Genomic DNA, 19900 nt, shown 5'->3' with positions numbered 1-19900 from the left:
CCGACCTTGAGGAAACGCTGGCCGCGCGCATCAAAGCGGCGCGCCGGGTTCGGTGTGCAGGCGGCTGTGCTCGTGGGGCCGCTGCACGCGGAACCAGGCCGCGTACATCGCCGGCAGCGCCAGCAGCGTCAGCGCGGTGGCGACGATCAGGCCACCCATGATGGCCACAGCCATCGGCCCCCAGAACACGCTGCGCGACAGCGGGATCATCGCCAGCACGGCGGCCGCCGCCGTCAGCACGATGGGGCGGAAGCGCCGTACCGCGGACTCGACGATGGCGGACCAGTCCGGCACACCGCGGGCGCGGTCCTGCTCGATCTGGTCGATGAGGATCACCGAGTTGCGCATGATCATGCCCATCAGCGCGATGACACCCAGTTGCGCGACGAAGCCGAACGGCCGGCCCAGCAGCAGCAGCGCCATCGCGACACCCGCGATGCCCAGCGGCCCGGTCAGGAACACCAGCATCGCGCGACTGAAGCTCTGCAGTTGCAGCATCAGCAGCGTGAACGTGATGAACAGCATCAGCGGCACGCCGGCAACGATGGAGCCCTGGCCCTTGCTGCTTTCTTCCACCGCACCGGCGATGTCGATGCGATAGCCGGTCGGCATCTGCTTCTGCAGCTCATCCAGTTGGGGCCAGACTTCCTTCGTGACGGTGGCGCCCTGCAGACCCTCGGCCACATCACCCTGCACCGTCACGGCGTAGTTGCGGCCCTCGCGCCACATGACGCCGGGCTCCCAGTCGAATTCGACCTTGGCGATCTGCGTCAGCGGGATGGCGCGGCCGGTGCTGGTGGGTACGTAGGCGTTGGCGATGTCGGTGATGACGGCCCGTTCGTCGGCCGGCTGGCGCAGCACGATGTCGACCAGCTTGTCGGCCTCGCGGTACTGGCCGATGACCGTGCCCGACAGCAGCGTGCGCGCCGACTGCGCCAGGCCCTGGCTCGTGACGCCCAGCGCCCGCGCCTTGTCCTGGTCGATGTTCAGGCGCAGCGTCTTGACGTTCTCGTTCCAGTTGTCGTTCACGCCACGCATGTTGGGGTTGGCGCGCAGGATGTCCTTGGCCTTGTCGGCCCAGTCGCGAACGATCCTGGGGTCCGCCCCCGCCACGCGGAACTGCACCGGGTAAGGCACGGGCGGCCCGTTGGGCAGCAGCTTCACACGGCCGCGCGCCTCCGGGAACTCGTCGGCCAGCACCGTGGGCAGGCGCTTGCGCAACTCCTCGCGTTCCGCCAGGCTCTTCGGGACCAGGATGGACTGCGTCACATTGGCCTGCGGGAAGATCTGGTCCAGCGGCAGGTAAAAGCGCGGCACGCCGGAGCCGATCCAGGACGTCACGGTCGCGATCCCCGGCTCCTTCATCATGCGCACCTCGAAGCGCCTGGCCAGCGCCTCGGTCTCCTGGATGGTGGAGCCCTCGGGCAGCCACAGATCCACCAGCACCTCGGGACGGCTGGAATCGGGAAAGAACTGCTGCTGCACGCGCCCCATGCCCACGATGCCCAGCGCGAAGACGAGCAGCGTCAGGCCGATGGTCTTCCAGCGGTTCTCCACGCACCACAGCACCATGGCGCGGAAGCGGTTGTAGAACGGCGTGTCGAACAGCTCGTGCACCTCGCCGCCGGCCGCCTGCTTGCTCTTGAGCAGCAGCGCGCCCAGGTAGGGCACGAAGTAGATGGACACGAACCACGAGATGACCAGCGCCGCCGCCGTGACGGCGAAGATGGCGAACGTGTATTCGCCCACGGTGGACTTGGCCAGGCCGATGGGCAGGAAGCCCACCGCCGTGATCAGCGTGCCGGTCAGCATGGGCATGGCCGTCACGTCGTAGGCGTAGGTGGCGGCGTGCATCTTGTCGTAGCCCTCTTCGAGCTTGCGCACCATCATCTCGACGGCAATGATGGCGTCATCCACCAGCAGGCCCAGCGCGATGATCAGCGAACCCAGCGAGATCTTGTGCAGCCCGACGCCCCAATAGAACATCGTCACGAACGTGATCGCGAGCACCAGCGGGATGGTGATGCCCACGACCAGGCCCGGCCAGACGTCGATGCTGAACTTCCAGCCGGGCCGCACGTGCAGGCCCAGCGAGATGAAGCTCACGGCCAGCACGATGACGACGGCCTCGATGAGCACGTGCACGAACTCGCCCACCGACTTGGACACGGCCTTGGGCTGGTCCTGCACCTGCTCCAGGCGGATGCCTGCCGGCAGGTCGCGCTCGACGGCCTTCAGCGTCACGTTCAGCGCCTTGCCCATCGCGATGATGTCGCCGCCCTTGGCCATCGAGATGCCCAGCGCCAGCACCTCCTTGCCCTGGTGGCGCACCAGGGTGGTGGGTGGGTCCACGTAGTCGCGCTTGATCTCGGCGATGTCACCCAGCCGCATCTGGCTGGCCACGCCGGTCTGCGGGTTCACGGCGCGAATCGGCACCTCGGCCAGGTCCTTGGCCGCCGCGAACTGGCCTTGCACGCGCACCTGGAAGTTGGCGCTGCCGGCGTTCAGCAGGCCCGCGCCCTCCACGGCGTTCTGCGCGCCGATCTGGCTGATGACCTGGTTGAAATCCAGGCCCAGTTGCGCGAGCCGCTTCTGCGAGACCTCGATGAAGAGCTTCTCGGGCTGGATGCCGAAAATCTCGACCTTGGCCACGTCCTTGACCTGCAGCAGCGCCTGGCGCACACGGTCGGCATGCTCGCGCAGCTCCTCGCGGCTGAAGCCGTCGGCGGACAGTGCGTAGATGGAGCCGTAGACGTCGCCGAACTCGTCGTTGAACACCGGGCCCAGCACGCCCTGCGGCAGCGTGCTGCGCATGTCGCCGATCTTCTTGCGCGTCTGGTACCAGAGGTCGGCCACCTCCTTGGGCGGCGTGCTGTCCTTGACCTGGAAGATGGTCAGCGACTCGCCCGGCTTGGTGTACGAACGGATCTTGTCCGCGTAGTTCACCTCCTGCAGCGTCTTCTCGATCTTGTCGGTGACCTGGTCGGCCATCTGCTGCGCCGTGGCGCCCGGCCAGAAGGCCTGGATGACCATGGCGCGGAAGGTGAACGGCGGGTCTTCGTCCTGGCCGAGCTGGAAGTAGCCGACCAGGCCGGCCAGCATCAGCACCACCATCAGGTAGCGCGTCAGCGCCGGGTGTTCGAGCGCCCAGCGGGAGGCGTTGAAGCCGCCGACGCGGGGCTGCTTGGTCACGGGGGAGCTGTTCATGCGCGGGCCCGGTTCAGCGTGAAGCCGCAGCGGGCGCGGGCGTGGCGGCGGTGGCCCCGGTCGTGCGCGGCGGCACGTAGCGTTTGACCTTCTGCCCCGGGTTGAGCACGTGCACGCCCGCCACGACGACCTCCTGGCCTTCGGTCAGGCCGCCGGCGATGACGACATCGTTGCCCTCGGCGCCGCCCACCTGCACGGGCACCGCCTTGACGGTCATGGAGCCGCCGTCCAGCACCCAGACGGACGTCTTGCCGCTCTGCTGCAGCACGGCCGCCAGCGGCAGCTTGATGACGTTGCCCCTCTGCGGCAGCGCCAGCACGACGGTGGCGGACTGGCCCAGCCGGGCGTCCAGCTTGCCGGCATCGGCCTTGATGAGGAAGGTGCGGGTGGCCGGATCAGCCGCGGCGGACACCTCGCGCAAGGTCAGCGGGTAGGTCTTGTCGCTGCCCCACAGGCGCACCTGCAGCGCGCCCGGCTGGCTGGCGGCGGCGCGCACGCGGGCGATCTGGTCCTCGGGCACCGAGAAGACGATGTCGCGCGGACCGTCCAGCGCCACGCGCACGACCGGCGTGCCGGCGGCCAGCACCTGGCCGGGTTCGGCGTCGATGCCAGTCACCACGCCGGCCACGTCGGCCACCAGTTGCGCGTAGCCGGCCTGGTTGCCCTGCACGTCCGCCTGCGCCTTGGCCTGCTCGAGCTGGGCCTGCGCGGCCTTGAAGGCGGAGTCGCGCCGCTCCAGTTCTGCGGCACTGATGAAGCCCTGGCGCTGCAAGTCCACGAAACGCTTGTAGTCCGCACCCGCCTGGTCGCGGTTGGTACGCGCGGCGGCCACCCCGGCGGCCGCAGCGGCCTGGGCCAGCTTCAGGTCCTGCGCGTCGATGCGGGCCAGCGCCTGGCCCGGCTTCACGGCGTCGCCGAGATTGACCGAACGGCTCAGCAGCTTGCCGCCGACACGGAACGACAGCCGCGACTCGATGCGTGGCTTCACCTCGCCGGCATACTCGTGGCTGGCGCTGGCCGAACCAGCACTGACGAGTTGCGTGCGCACCGAGCGCTCCGGTTCCGGGGCGGCGGACTGCTTGCCACACCCGGACAGCAGGGCGGACAGCAGCACCGCCAACAGCAGGGGCGGTGCTAGACGCAGAAGATGGGGCATTCAGACCTCGGCAGGATGTAACGACCGGCCATAAAATTTAATGACCAGCGGGTCAGTAATGTATTCAGGCCCTGTGACAACTGTCAAACCTCGCTGAACTTCGCTGAAACATCGGGGCTTTGCAAGCGGAACTTGAGAAACAGCTTGAGCGTCGACCACTACGAGAACTTCCCCGTCGCTTCGGTACTGTGCCCGCCCGCCCTGAGGCCGGCGGTGGCCGCGATTTACTACTTCGCCCGCACGGCGGACGACCTGGCCGACGAGGGCGACGCTCCCACGGCCGAGCGCGCGCAGGCCTTGCACGACTATCGCGCCGATCTGGCCGCCATCGTGGCCGGCCAGGCGGCTTCACCGCGCTGGATTCACGTCTTCCAGCCCCTGAAGCGCGAGATGCACCGGCTGCAGCCTGCGCTGCTGCACGACCTGCTGGACGCCTTCGAGCAGGACCTGACCCCGCCGCGCTACAGCGACCGCGCCCAGCTGCTGGACTACTGCCGCCGCTCGGCCAACCCGGTGGGACGCCTGCTGCTGGGCCTGTACGGCGTGAACGACGGCGACGCCCTGCGGCGATCGGACGCCATCTGCTCCGCGCTGCAGCTCATCAACTTCTGGCAGGACTTCAGCCGCGACGGCCCCAACGGCCGCCTGTACGTGCCGCAGGCGGACCTCGACCGCCACGGCGTCAGCGCGGGCGACGTGCTGGCCTGCCGCGACAGCCCCGCGGCCCGCGCGCTGATCGCCGACCTGTGCGGCTGGGCGCGCACGCTGATGCGCGAAGGCGCACCGCTGGCCCTGGCGCTGCCCGGCCGCGCCGGCTGGGAGCTGCGCTTCGTCGTGCAGGGCGGCCTGGCCATCCTCGACAAGATCGAGGCGCGCGGGCACGACAGCCTGCTGCACCGCCCCGCCCTCAGGGTTTGGGACGCCCCTCGCCTGGCCTGGCGCGCATTGACAATGCGGGCCGCACCATGACGCCAGCGCCGTGACTCCCGAACAGTACGTCCAGCAAAAGGCCGCCGCGAGCGGCTCCAGCTTCTATTACGCCTTCCTGTTCCTGCCGCCGCCCCGGCGCGCGGCGATCACGGCCTTCTACGCCTTCTGCCGCGAGGTGGACGACGTCGTCGACGAGACGCAGGACGCCGGCGTGGCCGCGACCAAGCTGGCCTGGTGGCGCAAGGAGGCGGCCAGCGCCTTCGCCGGCCAGCCCAGCCACCCCGTCATGAAGGCGCTGATGCCACACACCGCCGCCTACGACATCCGGCTGGAGCACCTGAACGCCGTCATCGAAGGCTGCGAGATGGACCTGCAGCAGACGCGCTACCTGGACTTCCCCGGCCTGCAGCGCTACTGCCACCTGGTGGCCGGCGTGGTGGGCGAGGTGGCCAGCAGCATCTTCGGCCGCACGCAGCCGCAGACCATCGCCTACGCCCACAAGCTGGGCCTGGCGATGCAGCTCACCAACATCATCCGCGACGTGGGCGACGACGCGCGGCGCGGGCGCATCTACCTGCCCGTGAACGAGCTGCAGCAGTTCGGCGTGAAAGCCAGCGACATCCTGTTGCGCACCAAGCCCTGGGGCTACAGCGAGCGCTTCACGGCGCTGATGACCTTCCAGGCCGAGCGCGCGCACCGGCTCTACGACGAGGCGCTGGCGCTGCTGCCCGAAGCCGACCGCGCCACGCAGAAGCCGGGACTCATGATGGCCAACATCTACCGCGCGCTGCTCGTCGAGATCGAACGCGAGGCCTTCCAGGTGCTGCACCAGCGCATCGCGCTGACGCCGCTGCGCAAGCTCTGGATCGCGATGAAGACCAACTGGCGCGGGCGGTGAGCCGCGTCGCCGTCATCGGCGGCGGCTGGGCGGGCATCGCTGCCGCGGTGACGCTGGCCGACGCGGGCCACCACATCACGGTCTTCGAGATGGCGCCGCAGCTCGGCGGCCGGGCACGCAGCGTGGCGGGTGAGCCCCCGTACGACAACGGCCAGCACATCCTCATCGGCGCCTACCGCGACAGCCTGGCGCTGATGCGGCGCCTGGGCGTGGCGCCGGAACAGGTGCTCCAGCGCCTGCCGCTCGCCCTGCCCTACCCGGACGAGGCGGGCCTGCGGCTGCCGCCCGGCCCGCCGCTCGTCGCATTCGCACGCGGCGTGCTGGCGCATCGCGGCTGGCCCCTTTCGGCGCGGCTGGGCCTGCTGATGGCGGCGGCCGGCTGGCTGGCGCGGGGCTTCCAGTGTGCTGACACCTTGAGCGTGGCGGCGCTGTGCGCCCGGCTGCCGCGCGACGTGAATCGCGACCTCGTGGAGCCGCTGTGCGTGGCCGCGCTGAACACGCCGGCCTCGCAGGCCAGCGCGCAGGTCTTCCTGCGCGTGCTCAAGGACGCGCTCTTCAGCGGCGCGGGCAGCGCCGACCTGCTGCTGCCGCGCCGGCCGCTGTCCGAGTTGCTGGCCACACCAGCCACCGCCTGGCTGGGCGAGCGGCTGCGGCTTGGCACCCGCGTGCACGGCATTGAACCGGGCTGGCGTGTGGACGGCGAGGCGTTCGACGCCGTCGTGCTGGCCTGCACCAGCACCGAGGCCGCGCGCCTGGTCGCGCCCCTGGATGCCGACTGGGCGGCCACGGCGCAATCGCTGCGCTTCGAGCCCATCGTCACCGTCTACCTGCACAGCCCCGGCAGCGCCCTGCCCGCGCCGATGCTGGCGCTGCGCGAAGGGCCGGACGCACCGGCGCAGTTCGTCTTCGACCACGGGCAGCTCGGCGGCGCGGCGGGGCGCTTCGCCTTCGTCGTCAGCGGCGCGGCCCCGTGGGTGGCCAGCGGCGGCTGCGCCGAGGCGGTGCTCGCGCAGGCGCAGCGGGAGCTGGCCTGGGCCACGCCGCCCGTCATCGACAAGGTGCTGACCGAGAAGCGCGCCACCTTCGCCTGCACGCCGGGCCTGGCCCGCCCGCCCGCGCGCATCGCGCCGGGGCTGTGGGCGGCGGGCGACTACGTGGCCGGCCCCCACCCCGCCACGCTGGAAGCTGCCGTGCGCGCGGGCATGGCCGCCGCTCAGGGCGCCGGCGCGGACGCCGGCGGCTGGGGCACCGGCGCGAACGGCGCGGCCAGCGGCTCGCCCACGAACACGCCCTGAGCCGGCCAGGCGACGCTGTGCCAGTAGGCCTCCAGCGCGCTGACGCCCTGGGCGTAGGACAGGATCAGCGCCTGCGGGTTGGGGAACTTCTGCACGTGGTTGCACGGCTCGGTGACGGTGCCGTAGGTCGCCGTCGCACCGGCATCGATCCAGTCGAGCACGTTCATCTGGCCGTCGCTGCCCGTGCGGTCGAGCTGGCCGCCGAACGACGTGAGGTGGTCGGCCAGCGCGCCGGGCAGCCACTCGTGGGCCAGCGGCGCCGGCACGCGCTCCAGGCCGGTTTCGTAGATCAGCGTGCGGCGCAGGGGCGGCAGTGCGGTGCTCTTCACCCGCGCGACGGCGAAGCCCGCCGCTCCCGGCACGGGGCCTGCCGGGGGAAACAGGCGCTCGCGCACGTTGCGCGCGCCGTCGGGCGTGGAGGCGAGATAGGCCATCGCCGGATCGGCCGCGCCCCCAGCCAATGTGTGGTCGGACGCGATGCCGCGCTCGATCATCGCGAACGCCGCCGGCACGGAGTGCGCGGCCAGCTGCATCGTGGGCCGCAAGCCCACCACCAGCCAGGGCCGCGAACCGAAGTAGCCCGTGTAGGGACTGGGGCGTGTGGGCGCGCAGCTCTGTGCACAGACATTGGGCTGCAGGCCCATGCCCAGCGCGCTGGTCAGCGAGTTGCACTCCACCACGTACGGCTGCACCCAGGCCAGCGCCAGGCCGTTGACATGCTCCGGCATCTTGTCGCGGATGGTCTGGTCCAGCGCCGTGAACTCCTCGCGCGTCAGGTAGAACCGCACCGGCAGCTCCACGCGCAGGATCTGTGCCGCCGGGATGCCGCGGCGCTTGGCGTAGCGCTCACCCACCGCGACCGAGTAGGGGTCGGCCGTGTTGATGACCAGGCCCAGTTCGTTGGCCGTGATGCGGCCGTACAGCTTGGGCATGCGGGCCCAGCGTGCCTCGCTGCCGGCGGGGGCGGGTTCGGCCGCCTGCGCCACGGCCATCGCCCCCAGCATCAGGGCCGCCATGGCTTGCCATCTTCTGAATCCAGCTTTCGCCATACAAAACAAACCCAATCTCCCCCACAATGACAGCATGAAACCCAGAGAGGCCCAGCAGACCCCGGCGATCCAGGTCCTGGAGCGCATGTTCTCGCTGCTGGACGTGCTGGCCGGGCACCAGGATCCGGTGTCCCTGAAGGCCCTCTCCGAAGCCACCGGCCTGCACCCCTCGACGGCGCACCGCATTCTCAATGACCTGACCTTGGGTCGCTACGTGGACCGGCCCGAAGCCGGTAGTTATCGACTCGGCATGCGCATGCTGGAGCTGGGCAACCTCGTCAAGGCACGGCTGGACGTGCGCGACGCGGCGCTGCCGGCCATGCGGGAGCTGCACAAGTTCACCCACCAGCCGGTGAACCTGTCCGTGCGGCAGGGCGACGAGATCGTCTACATCGAGCGCACGTATTCCGAACGTTCCGGCATGCAGGTCGTGCGCGCCGTGGGTGGCCGGGCACCGCTGCACCTCACGTCGGTCGGCAAGCTGTTCCTCGCCAGCGACGACAGCCCCCGCGTGCGCGCCTACGCCGCCCGCACGGGTCTGGCCGGCCACACGCGCAACAGCTTGACCGAGGTCGGCGCGCTGGAGCGCGAACTGGCAACCGTCCGTCAACGCGGCATCGCCCGCGACGACGAGGAACTGGAGCTGGGCGTGCGCTGCATGGCCGCCGGCATCTACGACGACCAGGCCAAGCTCGTGGCCGGCCTGTCCATCTCCGCGCCGGCCGACCGGCTGGAGGAGAGCTGGGTGGTCCGCCTCAAGGAAACCGCGGCGCAGATCTCGTCGGCGCTTGGCCACCGCGGCGCCTGAGCCCAAAGCAAACGCGGCGCCGAGGCGCCGCGTTTTCATTCAAGGGTGGTGCGTCAGAGCTTGGCCGATGGCAGCGCGCCTTCGCCCGGCTGCGTGGCCAGCCACTTGCGCATGCGCTCGGCGTCCGCGATCCGCGACGCCTTGCCGCTGGAGTCCAGGAACACCATGATGAGCTTGCGGCCGGCCATGCTGGCCTGCATGACAAGACACTTGCCGGCTTCGTTGATGAAGCCGGTTTTTTGCAGGCCGATGTCCCACAGCGGGTTGGACAGCAGGCCGTTCGTGGAGCGGAACTGCACCAGGCGCTTGCCCAGCGCCACACGGGCTTCGCGCGAGGTGGACAGATCGCGCAGCAACGGCACCTGGCTGGTGACGTTGACGAGCTTGGCGAGGTCAGCCGCACTGCTCTGGTTGCGGCTGGACAGGCCGGTGGGCTCCACGTAATGCGTGTCGGCCATGCCCAGGCTCATGGCCTTGGCGTTCATGGCGGCGACGAAGGCCTCCAGGCCGCCGGGGTAATTGCGGCCCAGCGCATGGGCGGCACGGTTCTCGCTGCTCATCAGCGCGAGGTGCAGCATGTCGCCGCGGGTCAGCGTCGTGCCGATGGCCAGGCGCGAACCGGTGTTCTTCTCGGTGTCCTTGTCGTCGTCGGTCACTGTCAGCTTCTCGTCGAGCGACAGGCCGGCCTCCACGACCACCAGCGCCGTCATCAGCTTGGTGATGGACGCGATGGGCAGCACGGCCTGCGGGTTCTTGGAGAACAGCACCTCGTTGGTGTCCTGGTCCAGCACGTAGGCCACGCTGGATTTCAGCGCCAGCGGGTCGTCCACGGCATGCAGGCCGGCCACCTGGCCGAACGTCGCCACTGCCGGAATGACTGGCGCGGTCGCCTTGCGCAGCACGACGGAGCGGACCTTGCGGACCGGCACCGCGCTGGCCTTGGACGTCCGGGTGGCTTTGGATGGGGTGCCGGACGCCGCGGCCGTGGCCACGCCAGGCAGTGCAGCAAGCAGGGAAAGACTCAGGAAAGCGGCGGCAAAAGTCTTCAACGGAGATCCCCAACAGCAGGGCGGCAGTGTACGTGACGCCAAAAGTACTGACAAGATAAGAACTTAAGTGGGACACCTCAAGTGAACTCTTGGCCCGCTCATGCGGTCCACGCCACAACAGGCTTGCCACCGGCTCTTTCGCTTTGCAGCTGACTCCAAACGCATGCGAGTAGGCCCGCGCTGACAGGAATCCGGTATCGGGTCCGCCCCGGATGCCAAAGATTGCCGGCCAGCTGGCCCATGCTGCTCGCGGATGGCCTTCAGGCTTGATTCTGCGGCCGCGCGTGGCGCCCCGGCACCCGAGCAGCGGGGCAAATCCGCGCCTGATTCCACGGCGTGCCGGCGCACGTCTGGTGGAAGCTGGACGGGATGTGCGGACCATCCGGAGCGGATGGTCATGGCAGCGCTGGCGCTTCCCAGCGCCAGCGCTGCCGGAATACGCCTTACCTGCCGGCGCGACGGCGGCGGACGATGGCGGCAACGCCGACCAGACCCATCAGCATGAGCGCGTAGGTTTCAGGTTCCGGCACAGGTCCGACCTGCACGTCGATGGTGACGCTGTTGACCATCGAGGCGCCGTTCCAGGCTTCCAGCGTGATGGAATACAGGCCCGCCTGGTTGACGTCGAAGATGCCGCCGGGCGTGTCACCGAAACGGACGTTCTGCGAGTTCTGGAAGCCGATGAACGGCGCGGGCGCGATGGCGTTGTCCGACCAGTATGTTGACGGGTCGACATAGGCGTAGCTCGTCGCCGCGCTCGGGTCGTGGTCGATGCCGAGCCGGTAGGTCAGGCCCGTGAGCGCGCCGCTGTTGACGGAGAACTCGTAGCTCCACATCGCCTTGGGCGCGCCCGTGCAGGTGGCGCACAGGCCCAGATCGGCGGTGTAGGTGCCCGACGACCCATCCAGCAGCAGGAAGGTTTCCCGGTTCTTGGCGCGCAACGCCAGTTCGACGCCGCTGTCGGTGCTGATCGTCCAGTTGCCGTTGGTGACGCCGCCGGTGCCGAAGTAGACGCCGGGCGTGGCGATGTCCCCGTAGGTGGTGACAGCCTGTGCACCCACCGACGCCAGCGCGAGCAGGGCGAAGGCGGCAGTGCGGGGCATCGTGCATTTGAAGTTCATGGGTGGTCTCCTGGGAGCGTCTGGGAACGGCTCCGAGACATTCGGTTTGCCGGCGACAACGCATCAGCGGGCGGCGACGCACCACCCCTGCGATACCACGGTAGGCGGGCGGCCGATCAGCGTCTGTGCGCACAGGCACATAGCGCATTGCCGAATGCGCAGGGCGTTCAGGCCTGGCCCCGCGTGAGAAATCTCATGCTCCGCCGCCATCGCGTGTATCGGTCTGTGAGATCACGGCCGCCCCTGCCGTTGCGTTCCTAGACTCGCGCCTCGCGCACTCAGCGCTCAGGATGCTTGTTGATGATCCCCACCCTTGAAGCGAACCGCCGCTCGTCCCTGGCCACCTTGCGCGGTGCACCGCCGCTGGAGATGACCAGCGATTTCGGCGGGCTCGACGGCGACGCGCTCGACCTCGTGGAGCGCCGCTACGGCGACCGCGGCCTCGTCACGACGCGCGAGCGCTACAGCAGCCGCGACGACGGTGGCGACATCGTCTGCACGGCACGTGACGGCGACGAGATCGTCGGCACGCTGTCCGTGCGCTTCGACGGTGCGGGTGGCCTGCATGCCGATCTGCTGTTCGGTGCCGAACTGGACGAATGGCGCGCGGCCGGCACGCGGCTGTGCGAATTCGGCGGCCTGGCGGTCGACCGGCATTCCCACGACCCCAAACGTGTGCTGGCCCAGATCTTCCACCTCGGCTACCTGCACGCGCACCGTCGGGCGGGTTGCGACCGGCTCGTCATCGAGGTCAACCCGCGACACGTGCCCTTCTACCGACGCTGCCTGGGCCTGCGGCCGCTGACCGCCGCGCGCCACAACCCGCGCGTCGAAGCGCCGGCCGTGCTGATGAGCATCGCCTTCGCCGATGTGCGCGAACAGATCGCACTGTGGGGCGGCCAGCCAGGCATGCAGGCGGCGGCACGCACCTTCTACCCGCTGGCCTGGGACGAGGCGACCGAAGCCACCATGCTGGCGAGGTTGCAGTAAGCCCAGGGCGGCCGGCGCGCTAGGCTTGCGGCCACGCATCCACGAGGCCGCCATGAGCAAGAGCGCATCCACCGACACCACACCCGCGTCCGCCCTCATCGACGAACGCATCGCCAGCCTCGGCGGCTGGCGCGGCGAAACGCTGGCTGCGCTGCGCGCGCTGATCCACGAGGCCGACCCCGACATCGTCGAAGAGTGGAAGTGGAACAACCCGGTCTGGTCGCACGACGGCATCGTCTGCACCGGCGAGGCCTACAAGGCCGCCGTGAAGATGACCTTCCCCAAGGGCGCGTCGCTGCCCGACCCGAAAAAGCTCTTCAACGCCAGCCTGGAAGGCAACGTGCGCCGCGCGATCGATTTCAAGGAAGGCGACAAGCCGGACAAGGTCGCGCTGAAGACGCTGTTGCGCGCCGCAGTGACGCTGAACCAGTCCGGGAAGAAATAAGGGCGAAGTGCCCTAGCCTTGCGCCGCCACCCGCTCCATCTTGCTCTGCAGCTTGTTCAGCGCGCTCAGGTAGGCCTTCGCCGAGGCCACGACGATGTCCGGGTCGGCGCCCACGCCATTCACCACGCGACCCGCGTGCTGCAACCGCACCGTCACCTCGCCTTGCGACTCGGTGCTGCCGCCGGTGATCGCGTTGACGGAGTACAGCAGCATCTCGGCGCCGGACTGCACCACCGATTCGATGGCCTGCAGCGTGGCATCCACCGGGCCGTTGCCGTCGCTCTCGGCGCGGTGTTCCTGGTGGCCCACGGCGAAGACGATGGCCGCATGCGGGCGCTCGCCCGTCTCGCTGCGCTGGGCCAGCGACAGCAGCCGGTAATGCTCGACGTCGTTGATGACGGACTCGTCCATGACAAGGGCGAGGATGTCCTCGTCGAAGATCTCGTTCTTGCGGTCGGCCAGGTCCTTGAAGCGCTGGAATGCGGCGTTGACCTCGGTCTCGCTCTCCAGCTGGATGCCCAACTCCTGCAGCCGCTGCTTGAAGGCGTTGCGGCCTGAGAGCTTGCCCAGCACGATCTTGTTGGCGGCCCAGCCCACGTCCTCGGCGCGCATGATCTCGTAGGTGTCACGCGCCTTGAGCACGCCGTCCTGGTGGATGCCACTGGCGTGCGCGAACGCATTGGCGCCCACCACGGCCTTGTTGGGCTGCACGACGAAACCGGTGGTCTGCGACACGAGCTTGGAGGCGGGCACGATCTGCGTGGCGTCCAGGCCCACGTCCAGCCCGAAGTAGTCGCGCCGGGTGCGCACGGCCATCACCACTTCTTCCAGCGAGCAGTTGCCGGCGCGCTCGCCCAGGCCGTTGATGGTGCATTCCACCTGGCGGGCGCCGCCGATCTTCACGCCGGCCAGCGAGTTGGCGACGGCCATGCCCAGGTCGTTGTGGCAGTGCACGCTCCAGATGGCCTGATCCGAGTTGGGCACCTTCTCGCGCAGGCGGCGGATGAAGTCGCCGTACAGCTCGGGGATGGCATAGCCGACCGTGTCGGGGATGTTGATGGTGCCAGCGCCCTCCTTGATGACGGCCTCGCAGACGCGTGCGAGGAAGTCCATGTCGGAGCGGTAGCCGTCTTCCGGCGAGAACTCGATGTCGCCGCACAGGTTGCGCGCGAAGCGCACGGCCAGCGTCGCTTGCTCCAGCACCTGCTCGCGGGTCATGCGCAGCTTCTTCTCCATGTGGAGTTCGCTGGTGGCGATGAAGGTGTGGATGCGCGCGCGCTGCGCCGGCGCCAGCGCTTCGGCAGCCTTGGCGATGTCGCGGTCGTTGGCGCGGGCCAGCGAGCAGACGGTGCTGTCCTTCACCGCCGCGGCGATGGCCTTGACGGCCTCGAAGTCGCCGTTGCTGGAGGCGGCAAAACCGGCCTCGATGATGTCCACCTTCATGCGCTCCAGCTGCCGGGCGATGCGCAGCTTCTCCTCGCGCGTCATGGACGCACCGGGGGACTGCTCGCCGTCGCGCAGCGTCGTGTCGAAGATGATCAGCTTGTCGCTCATGATGGTGTGTGTTCCTGCTGGTGCGGCATCGTGAAGGCCGGCGTGCGGCGCAGGCCGCTCAAGATGGCCTGCATGGACGCACGCACGATGCTGCCATCGATGCCCACGCCGTGGCGGGTTTCGTCACCCACGCGCAACTCCAGGTAGGCCACCGCACGCGCGTCGGCGCCGCTGCCGATGGCGTGCTCGTGATAGTCCAGCACGCGCACGGAGATGCCAGCGCGCTCGGCCAGTGCGTTGACGAAGGCTTCGATCGGGCCGTTGCCCTCCCCCTGCACGCGGCCCACCCAGTCGCCCAGCACGACCTCCGCGGACACACGCATGCCGCCGCCTGGCTGCTCCATCATTTGCGGTTGCATCACGCTGGCCTGCGAATCGCCGATGGCATATTCGCGCTCGAAGATGGCGTAGAGGTCGGCAGCGCTCAGCTCCTTGCCGGCGTCGTCCATGACGGCCTGCACGACCTGGCTGAACTCGATCTGCAGGCGGCGCGGCAGCTCCAGGCCGTACTCGGCCTCCAGCAGGTAGGCGATGCCGCCCTTGCCGGACTGGCTGTTCACGCGGATGACGGCGTCATAGCTGCGGCCCAGGTCCTTGGGGTCGATGGGCAGGTAGGGCATGTCCCAGATCTCGCCGTCCTTGCGGGCGGCGAAGGCCTTCTTGATGGCGTCCTGGTGCGAGCCCGAGAACGACGTGTAGACCAGGTCGCCCACATAGGGGTGACGCGGGTGCACCGCGATCTGCGTGCAGTGCTCGACGCAGCGGCGCACCTCGTCGATGTCGGAGAAATCGAGCTGAGGGTCCACGCCCTGGGTGTAGAGGTTGAGCGCGATGTTGACGAGGTCGACGTTGCCGGTGCGCTCGCCGTTGCCGAACAGGCAGCCCTCGACGCGATCCGCGCCGGCCATCAGCGCGAATTCGCCAGCGGCCGTGCCGGTGCCGCGGTCGTTGTGGGGGTGCACGGAGAGGACGATGCTGTCGCGGCGCTGCAGATGGCGGTGCATCCACTCGATCATGTCGGCAAAGATGTTGGGCGTGCTGTGCTCCACCGTGGAGGGCAGGTTGACGATGCACTTGCGTTCGGGCGTCGGTTCCCACACCGAAGTCACGGCGTCCACCACGCGCTTGCTGAAGGCCAGCTCCGTGCCGGAGAACATCTCGGGCGAGTACTCGAAGCGCCAGTCGGTGGCGGGATGCGCGGCGGCCAGTGCCTTGATCTGGCGGGCATGCGTGGTGGCCAGCTCGACGATGCCGTCCTCGTCCTGCTGCAGCACCACGCGGCGCATGACGGGCGCCACGGCGTTGTAGACATGCACGATCACCTGCCTGGCGCCGTCCAGCGCCTCGAAGGTGCGCTCGATGAGGTGCGAGCGCGCCTGGGTCAGCACCTGGATGGTCACGTCGTCCGGGATATGCCCGCCGTCGATGAGCAGGCGCACGAAGTCGAACTCGGTCTGCGACGCGGAAGGGAAGCCGACCTCGATCTCCTTGAAGCCGATCTTCACGAGTTGCTGGAACATGCGCAGCTTGCGGGCGATGTCCATGGGCTCGATGAGCGCCTGGTTGCCGTCGCGCAGGTCCGTGCTCAGCCAGATGGGCGCGCGGGTCAGCACGGCGTCGGGCCAGGTACGGTCCGGCAGGGCGGCTTGGGAGACGCGAGGGAATTGGCGGTACTTGAGCTGCGGTTGCTTCAACATCATGGTGAGTCCATCCGAAGGGGTGGGCGCAACCAGCAGCCTTTGAAAACACGAACGGCCCGCTGCGGTTGCATACGGGCCGTTGGGATCAGTTTGAGCGCTAAGTGCGGTGTGAGCGTATAGGCGTGGCTGACTAGCGAACCCGTGGTTCCTCTAGGGCTGGTAGCAGGCTAATTCGCGTGGCGCGGCTCATGGGTCGGGAATCTAGCACGAAAGGCTACTGGTGCAAGCCACGTTCATCGGGCTCGTCGGTGCTCGTGGAGATCACGCTGACCTGCTTGCCCTTGGACTTGCGCCAGCCATAGATCACATAGCCGGACAGCCCGTACAGGCAGAAGATCGCGAACAGCACCGTGGGCGGATCGAGGGCGATCAGGCCGATGCCGAGCATGATGACCACCAGCACGATGAAGGGCACGCTGCGCCGCCGGTCGAAGACTTTGAAGCTGTAGAAGGGTGCATTCGTGACCATCGAAAGGCCGGCGAACAAGGTCACGCCGAACGCCGTCCAACGCAGCCAGGGCATGTTGCTCACGCCGGTGTACCAGGGCGCGTCGATCGCGCACCAGATCAGCCCCATGACGATGGCCGCCGCCGCGGGGCTGGGCAGGCCCTGGAAATAGCGCTTGTCGACGACGCCGATGTTCACATTGAAACGCGCCAGCCGCAGCGCGGCGCCAGCGATGTAGACAAAGGCCGGGATCCAGCCCGGCTTGCCCATGTCCTTGAGCGCCCACATGTAGACGATCAGTGCCGGCGCGGCGCCGAAGGCCACCATGTCGGACAGGCTGTCCATCTGCTCGCCGAAGGCCGACTGCGTGTTGGTCATGCGGGCGACGCGGCCATCCAGGCTGTCGAGGACGGCGGCGGCGAAGATCGCCACGCACGCCACCTCGAAGCGGCCGTTCATGGCCATGACGATGGCATAGAACGCGCTGAACAGCGCGCCCAGCGTGATCGCATTGGGCAGCGCGTAGATGCCTTTGCGGCGAGGGCGGCCGACGGTGCTGGGCTCGTCGTCGTCGATGGGGTCAGGGCTCATAGGGCGGCAGGATAGCTGACAGATCTCGGCCCACGAGGTTCCTAGCATGGCCGAAACCGACAGAAGGCCGCCGCACCGTGAAGCTCATCGAAGTCCGTACCTACCGGCTGAAGGCCGACTCACCCGACTTGCCCGATGGCGCGCAACGCTTCGTCGCGGCCATGCGCGAGGCCTTGCCCCTGGTAAGCGCCAGCGGCATGGACGTCGTGGCGTTCGGCCGCTCGGACCACGAGCAGACCAGCTTCTTCCTGATCCGTGCCTTCGGCAGCCGTGAGCAACTGGCCGCTCAGCAGGACGCCTTCTACGGCTCGCCCGCATGGCGCGAAGGCCCGCGTGAACAGCTCGTGGCCTGCCTGGACACCTACCTCAACACCTTGCTCTGGCTGCCCGAAGCGGCCGTCGACGCGTTGCGGTGCAACCACCAACTGTGAGATCAATGCCATGCCCCAAGACCTGGACCCCGCCGCCCCGGCGGACTTCGATTTCATCATCGGCGACTGGCGCGTGCTGCACGAGCGGCTGAATGCGCGGCTGGCCGGCTGCACCGAATGGACGCGCTTCGAAGGCCGCACGTCGACGCGCAGGATCCTGGGCGGCTGGGGCAACCTGGAAGACAACCTGCTGCATCTGCCGAGCGGGCCGTATCGCGCGGCTGCCATGCGCTCGTTCGACGCCGCGACGGGCCAGTGGGCCATCTGGTGGTTGGACAGCCGGGCGCCCCATGCGCTGGACGTGCCGGTGCGCGGCGCGTTCGAGCACGGCGTAGGCGTGTTCCATGCCGACGACACGCTGGACGGCCGGCACATCCGCGTGCGATTCACCTGGCACATTGGCAACGACGGCCATCCACGCTGGGAGCAGGCGTTCTCGCCGGATGGCGGCCAGACCTGGGAGACGAACTGGCGGATGCTGTTCATCCGCTTGAACGCCGCAGCGCGCGGCCCGCTCTGAAAGAACAAAGGCCGGCACCTCGCGGCACCGGCCTTCGCGGTTCATGACCAGGCGATCAGTTCTTCGCCTTGTCCACCAGTTTGTTCGCCTTGATCCAAGGCATCATCTCGCGCAGCTTCTCACCGACCTGCTCGATGGGGTGCTCGGCCGTCAGGCGGCGGCGGCTGATCAGCGTCGGGGCGCCGGCCTTGTTCTCGAGGATGAAGCTCTTGGCGTATTCGCCGGTCTGGATGTCCTTCAGGCACTGGCGCATCGCGTTCTTGGTCGCCTCGGTGACGACCTTGGGGCCGGTGACGTACTCGCCGTACTCGGCGTTGTTCGAGATCGAGTAGTTCATGTTCGCAATGCCGCCTTCGTAGATCAGGTCCACGATGAGCTTGAGCTCGTGCAGGCATTCGAAGTAGGCCATCTCGGGCGCATAGCCGGCTTCCGTCAGCGTCTCGAAACCCGCCTTGATCAGTTCCACGGCGCCGCCGCAGAGGACTGCCTGCTCGCCGAACAGGTCGGTCTCGGTCTCCTCGCGGAACGAGGTCTGGATGATGCCGGCCTTGCCGCCGCCGTTGGCTGCGGCGTAGCTCAAGGCCAGGTCACGGGCCTTGCCGGTCTTGTCCTGGTAGATGGCGATCAGGTGAGGCACGCCGCCGCCCTGGCGGTAGGTGTTGCGCACCGTGTGGCCGGGGGCCTTGGGGGCGACCATCCAGACGTCCAGGTCGGCACGCGGCTGGACCTGCCCGTAGTGGACGTTGAAGCCGTGCGCGAAGGCCAGCGACGCGCCTTCCTTGATGTTGGGCTCGACCTCGTTCTTGTAGACGTCGGCGATCTGCTCGTCGGGCAGCAGGATCATGACCACGTCGGCGGTCTTCACGGCGTCGGCGATCTCGGCGACCTTCAGGCCCGCGCCTTCGGCCTTGGACCACGACGCGCCGCTCTTGCGCAATGCGACGGTGACCTTGCAGCCGCTGTCGTTGAGGTTCTGCGCGTGGGCGTGGCCTTGCGAGCCGTAGCCGATGATGGTGACGTTCTTGCCCTTGATGAGGCTGAGATCGGCGTCCTTGTCGTAGTAGACGTTCATGATGGGTCGTGCTCCAGGAAAAAACTTTGAATAGCGTGGGGTGTGAAGACGGATCAGACGCGCAGGATGCGCTCGCCGCGGCCGATGCCGCTGGCACCCGTGCGGACGGTTTCGAGGATGGACGCGCGGTCGATGGCATCGATGAAGGCATCGAGCTTCACAGCGTCACCGGTCAATTCGATGGTGTAGGTCTTCTCGGTCACGTCGATGACGCGGCCGCGGAAGATGTCGGCAGTGCGCTTGATCTCCTCGCGCTCCTTGCCGACGGCGCGCACCTTGATGAGCATGAGTTCGCGCTCGGTGTAGTTGCCCTCGGTGAGGTCGACGACCTTCACGACCTCGATGAGGCGGTTCAGGTGCTTGGTGATCTGCTCGATGACCTCGTCACTGCCGGTGGTGACGATGGTCATGCGGGAGAGCGACGCATCTTCCGTCGGGGCGACGGTGAGGCTCTCGATGTTGTAGCCGCGGGCCGAGAACAGCGCCACGACGCGCGACAGCGCACCCGGCTCGTTCTCGATGAGCAAAGCAATGATGTGTTTCATGGGATGTCGTCCTTCGCGCTCTTCAGTGGCCGGGGCGGTAACCACGGCACCTTGGCGGCGGGTTCGAATCGTTAAAAGGGCTGCCTTCGTC

Annotated in this window: 18 protein-coding genes; 8 read left to right on the top strand and 10 right to left on the bottom strand. The window is 68.3% G+C overall.

What is annotated here, in order from left to right; all coding sequences use genetic code 11:
- Positions 1-30: 30 nt before the first annotated feature.
- Positions 31-3207, bottom strand: a complete 3177-nt coding sequence (locus ACO07H_RS08740; protein ID WP_422013163.1) for an efflux RND transporter permease subunit — start codon at positions 3205-3207, stop codon at positions 31-33.
- A 13-nt stretch (positions 3208-3220) separates the two neighbouring features.
- A complete protein-coding gene (locus tag ACO07H_RS08735; protein WP_422013161.1) occupies positions 3221-4363 on the bottom strand; it encodes an efflux RND transporter periplasmic adaptor subunit in 1143 nt (380 codons plus the stop codon).
- Positions 4364-4507: 144 nt separating this feature from the next.
- Between ACO07H_RS08735 and hpnC the strand changes: the two genes are divergently transcribed.
- From hpnC to hpnE, 3 genes are read left to right on the top strand one after another with little or no spacing between them, the layout of a single operon-like run.
- Positions 4508-5332: a squalene synthase HpnC gene (hpnC, locus tag ACO07H_RS08730; RefSeq protein WP_422013160.1), complete on the top strand. Its 825-nt coding sequence runs from the start codon at positions 4508-4510 to the stop codon at positions 5330-5332.
- A 10-nt stretch (positions 5333-5342) separates the two neighbouring features.
- Positions 5343-6191, top strand: a complete 849-nt coding sequence (gene hpnD / locus ACO07H_RS08725) for a presqualene diphosphate synthase HpnD (RefSeq protein WP_422013158.1) — start codon at positions 5343-5345, stop codon at positions 6189-6191.
- Positions 6188-7486, top strand: a complete 1299-nt coding sequence (gene hpnE, locus ACO07H_RS08720; RefSeq protein ID WP_422013156.1) for a hydroxysqualene dehydroxylase HpnE — start codon at positions 6188-6190, stop codon at positions 7484-7486. Before hpnD ends, hpnE begins: the two co-directional genes overlap by 4 nt.
- Here the strand turns inward: hpnE and ACO07H_RS08715 are convergent.
- On the bottom strand, positions 7405-8502 hold the full coding sequence (locus tag ACO07H_RS08715; RefSeq protein ID WP_422013154.1) for a TIGR03790 family protein: 1098 nt from the start codon (positions 8500-8502) through the stop codon (positions 7405-7407). The two genes, hpnE and ACO07H_RS08715, sit on opposite strands and share 82 nt — an antisense overlap.
- Positions 8503-8569: 67 nt before the next feature.
- On the opposite strand from ACO07H_RS08715, the gene ACO07H_RS08710 reads away from it, so the two are divergent.
- Entirely contained in the window at positions 8570-9343 is a 774-nt protein-coding gene (locus tag ACO07H_RS08710) for an IclR family transcriptional regulator (RefSeq protein ID WP_422013152.1), read from the top strand.
- A gap of 53 nt (positions 9344-9396) precedes the next feature.
- Here ACO07H_RS08710 and pbpG read toward each other — a convergent pair whose 3' ends face one another.
- Both pbpG and ACO07H_RS08700 read right to left on the bottom strand, forming a co-directional pair.
- Complete coding sequence (gene pbpG, locus ACO07H_RS08705) at positions 9397-10392, bottom strand: D-alanyl-D-alanine endopeptidase (protein ID WP_422013150.1); 996 nt, start codon at positions 10390-10392, stop codon at positions 9397-9399.
- A gap of 443 nt (positions 10393-10835) precedes the next feature.
- Positions 10836-11513, bottom strand: coding sequence for a PEP-CTERM sorting domain-containing protein (locus tag ACO07H_RS08700; RefSeq protein WP_422013149.1), 678 nt, complete (start codon positions 11511-11513; stop codon positions 10836-10838).
- 300 nt (positions 11514-11813) lie between these two features.
- On the opposite strand from ACO07H_RS08700, the gene ACO07H_RS08695 reads away from it, so the two are divergent.
- Together ACO07H_RS08695 and ACO07H_RS08690 are read left to right on the top strand one after the other, a co-directional pair.
- Positions 11814-12503, top strand: a complete 690-nt coding sequence (locus ACO07H_RS08695; protein WP_422013147.1) for an N-acyl amino acid synthase FeeM domain-containing protein — start codon at positions 11814-11816, stop codon at positions 12501-12503.
- Positions 12504-12555: 52 nt separating this feature from the next.
- Positions 12556-12948: a DUF1801 domain-containing protein gene (locus ACO07H_RS08690; RefSeq protein WP_422013145.1), complete on the top strand. Its 393-nt coding sequence runs from the start codon at positions 12556-12558 to the stop codon at positions 12946-12948.
- Positions 12949-12960: 12 nt separating this feature from the next.
- Here the strand turns inward: ACO07H_RS08690 and ACO07H_RS08685 are convergent, their stop codons facing one another.
- The 3 genes from ACO07H_RS08685 to pssA form a co-directional block, all read right to left on the bottom strand.
- Positions 12961-14502, bottom strand: a complete 1542-nt coding sequence (locus tag ACO07H_RS08685; protein ID WP_422013143.1) for a 2-isopropylmalate synthase — start codon at positions 14500-14502, stop codon at positions 12961-12963.
- Complete coding sequence (gene leuA, locus ACO07H_RS08680) at positions 14499-16199, bottom strand: 2-isopropylmalate synthase (protein ID WP_422018614.1); 1701 nt, start codon at positions 16197-16199, stop codon at positions 14499-14501. Before leuA ends, ACO07H_RS08685 begins: the two co-directional genes overlap by 4 nt.
- A gap of 217 nt (positions 16200-16416) precedes the next feature.
- Entirely contained in the window at positions 16417-17241 is an 825-nt protein-coding gene (pssA, locus tag ACO07H_RS08675) for a CDP-diacylglycerol--serine O-phosphatidyltransferase (protein ID WP_422013141.1), read from the bottom strand.
- A 77-nt stretch (positions 17242-17318) separates the two neighbouring features.
- On the opposite strand from pssA, the gene ACO07H_RS08670 reads away from it, so the two are divergent.
- Entirely contained in the window at positions 17319-17672 is a 354-nt protein-coding gene (locus ACO07H_RS08670) for an NIPSNAP family protein (RefSeq protein WP_422013139.1), read from the top strand.
- A 10-nt stretch (positions 17673-17682) separates the two neighbouring features.
- A complete protein-coding gene (locus ACO07H_RS08665; RefSeq protein WP_422013137.1) occupies positions 17683-18192 on the top strand; it encodes a DUF1579 domain-containing protein in 510 nt (169 codons plus the stop codon).
- A gap of 55 nt (positions 18193-18247) precedes the next feature.
- Here ACO07H_RS08665 and ilvC read toward each other — a convergent pair whose 3' ends face one another.
- Together ilvC and ilvN are read right to left on the bottom strand one after the other, a co-directional pair.
- Positions 18248-19264 carry a ketol-acid reductoisomerase gene (gene ilvC, locus ACO07H_RS08660; RefSeq protein ID WP_422013135.1) on the bottom strand — a complete coding sequence of 339 codons (1017 nt, stop codon included), beginning with the start codon at positions 19262-19264 and terminating at the stop codon, positions 18248-18250.
- A gap of 53 nt (positions 19265-19317) precedes the next feature.
- Positions 19318-19809 carry an acetolactate synthase small subunit gene (ilvN, locus tag ACO07H_RS08655; RefSeq protein ID WP_422013133.1) on the bottom strand — a complete coding sequence of 164 codons (492 nt, stop codon included), beginning with the start codon at positions 19807-19809 and terminating at the stop codon, positions 19318-19320.
- Between the last annotated feature and the right edge of the window lie 91 nt (positions 19810-19900).

Origin of the sequence: Roseateles sp., from assembly GCF_965229315.1 — a bacterium.
Lineage (GTDB): Bacteria > Pseudomonadota > Gammaproteobacteria > Burkholderiales > Burkholderiaceae_C > Pelomonas.
This window is presented reverse-complemented; position numbering and strand designations above follow the sequence as displayed.

Bases quoted from the DNA above. Each gene is read 5' to 3' on its own strand.
- ACO07H_RS08740 (WP_422013163.1), bottom strand. From the start codon at position 3,207: ATGAACAGCTCCCCCGTGACCAAGCAGCCCCGCGTCGGCGGCTTCAAC.
- ACO07H_RS08735 (WP_422013161.1), bottom strand. From the start codon at position 4,363: ATGCCCCATCTTCTGCGTCTAGCACCGCCCCTGCTGTTGGCGGTGCTG.
- ACO07H_RS08715 (WP_422013154.1), bottom strand. From the start codon at position 8,502: ATGGCGGCCCTGATGCTGGGGGCGATGGCCGTGGCGCAGGCGGCCGAA.
- ACO07H_RS08710 (WP_422013152.1), top strand. From the start codon at position 8,570: ATGAAACCCAGAGAGGCCCAGCAGACCCCGGCGATCCAGGTCCTGGAG.
- ACO07H_RS08700 (WP_422013149.1), bottom strand. From the start codon at position 11,513: ATGAACTTCAAATGCACGATGCCCCGCACTGCCGCCTTCGCCCTGCTC.
- ACO07H_RS08695 (WP_422013147.1), top strand. From the start codon at position 11,814: ATGATCCCCACCCTTGAAGCGAACCGCCGCTCGTCCCTGGCCACCTTG.
- ACO07H_RS08690 (WP_422013145.1), top strand. From the start codon at position 12,556: ATGAGCAAGAGCGCATCCACCGACACCACACCCGCGTCCGCCCTCATC.
- ACO07H_RS08685 (WP_422013143.1), bottom strand. From the start codon at position 14,502: ATGAGCGACAAGCTGATCATCTTCGACACGACGCTGCGCGACGGCGAG.
- leuA (WP_422018614.1), bottom strand. From the start codon at position 16,199: ATGTTGAAGCAACCGCAGCTCAAGTACCGCCAATTCCCTCGCGTCTCC.
- pssA (WP_422013141.1), bottom strand. From the start codon at position 17,241: ATGAGCCCTGACCCCATCGACGACGACGAGCCCAGCACCGTCGGCCGC.
- ACO07H_RS08665 (WP_422013137.1), top strand. From the start codon at position 17,683: ATGCCCCAAGACCTGGACCCCGCCGCCCCGGCGGACTTCGATTTCATC.
- ilvC (WP_422013135.1), bottom strand. From the start codon at position 19,264: ATGAACGTCTACTACGACAAGGACGCCGATCTCAGCCTCATCAAGGGC.
- ilvN (WP_422013133.1), bottom strand. From the start codon at position 19,809: ATGAAACACATCATTGCTTTGCTCATCGAGAACGAGCCGGGTGCGCTG.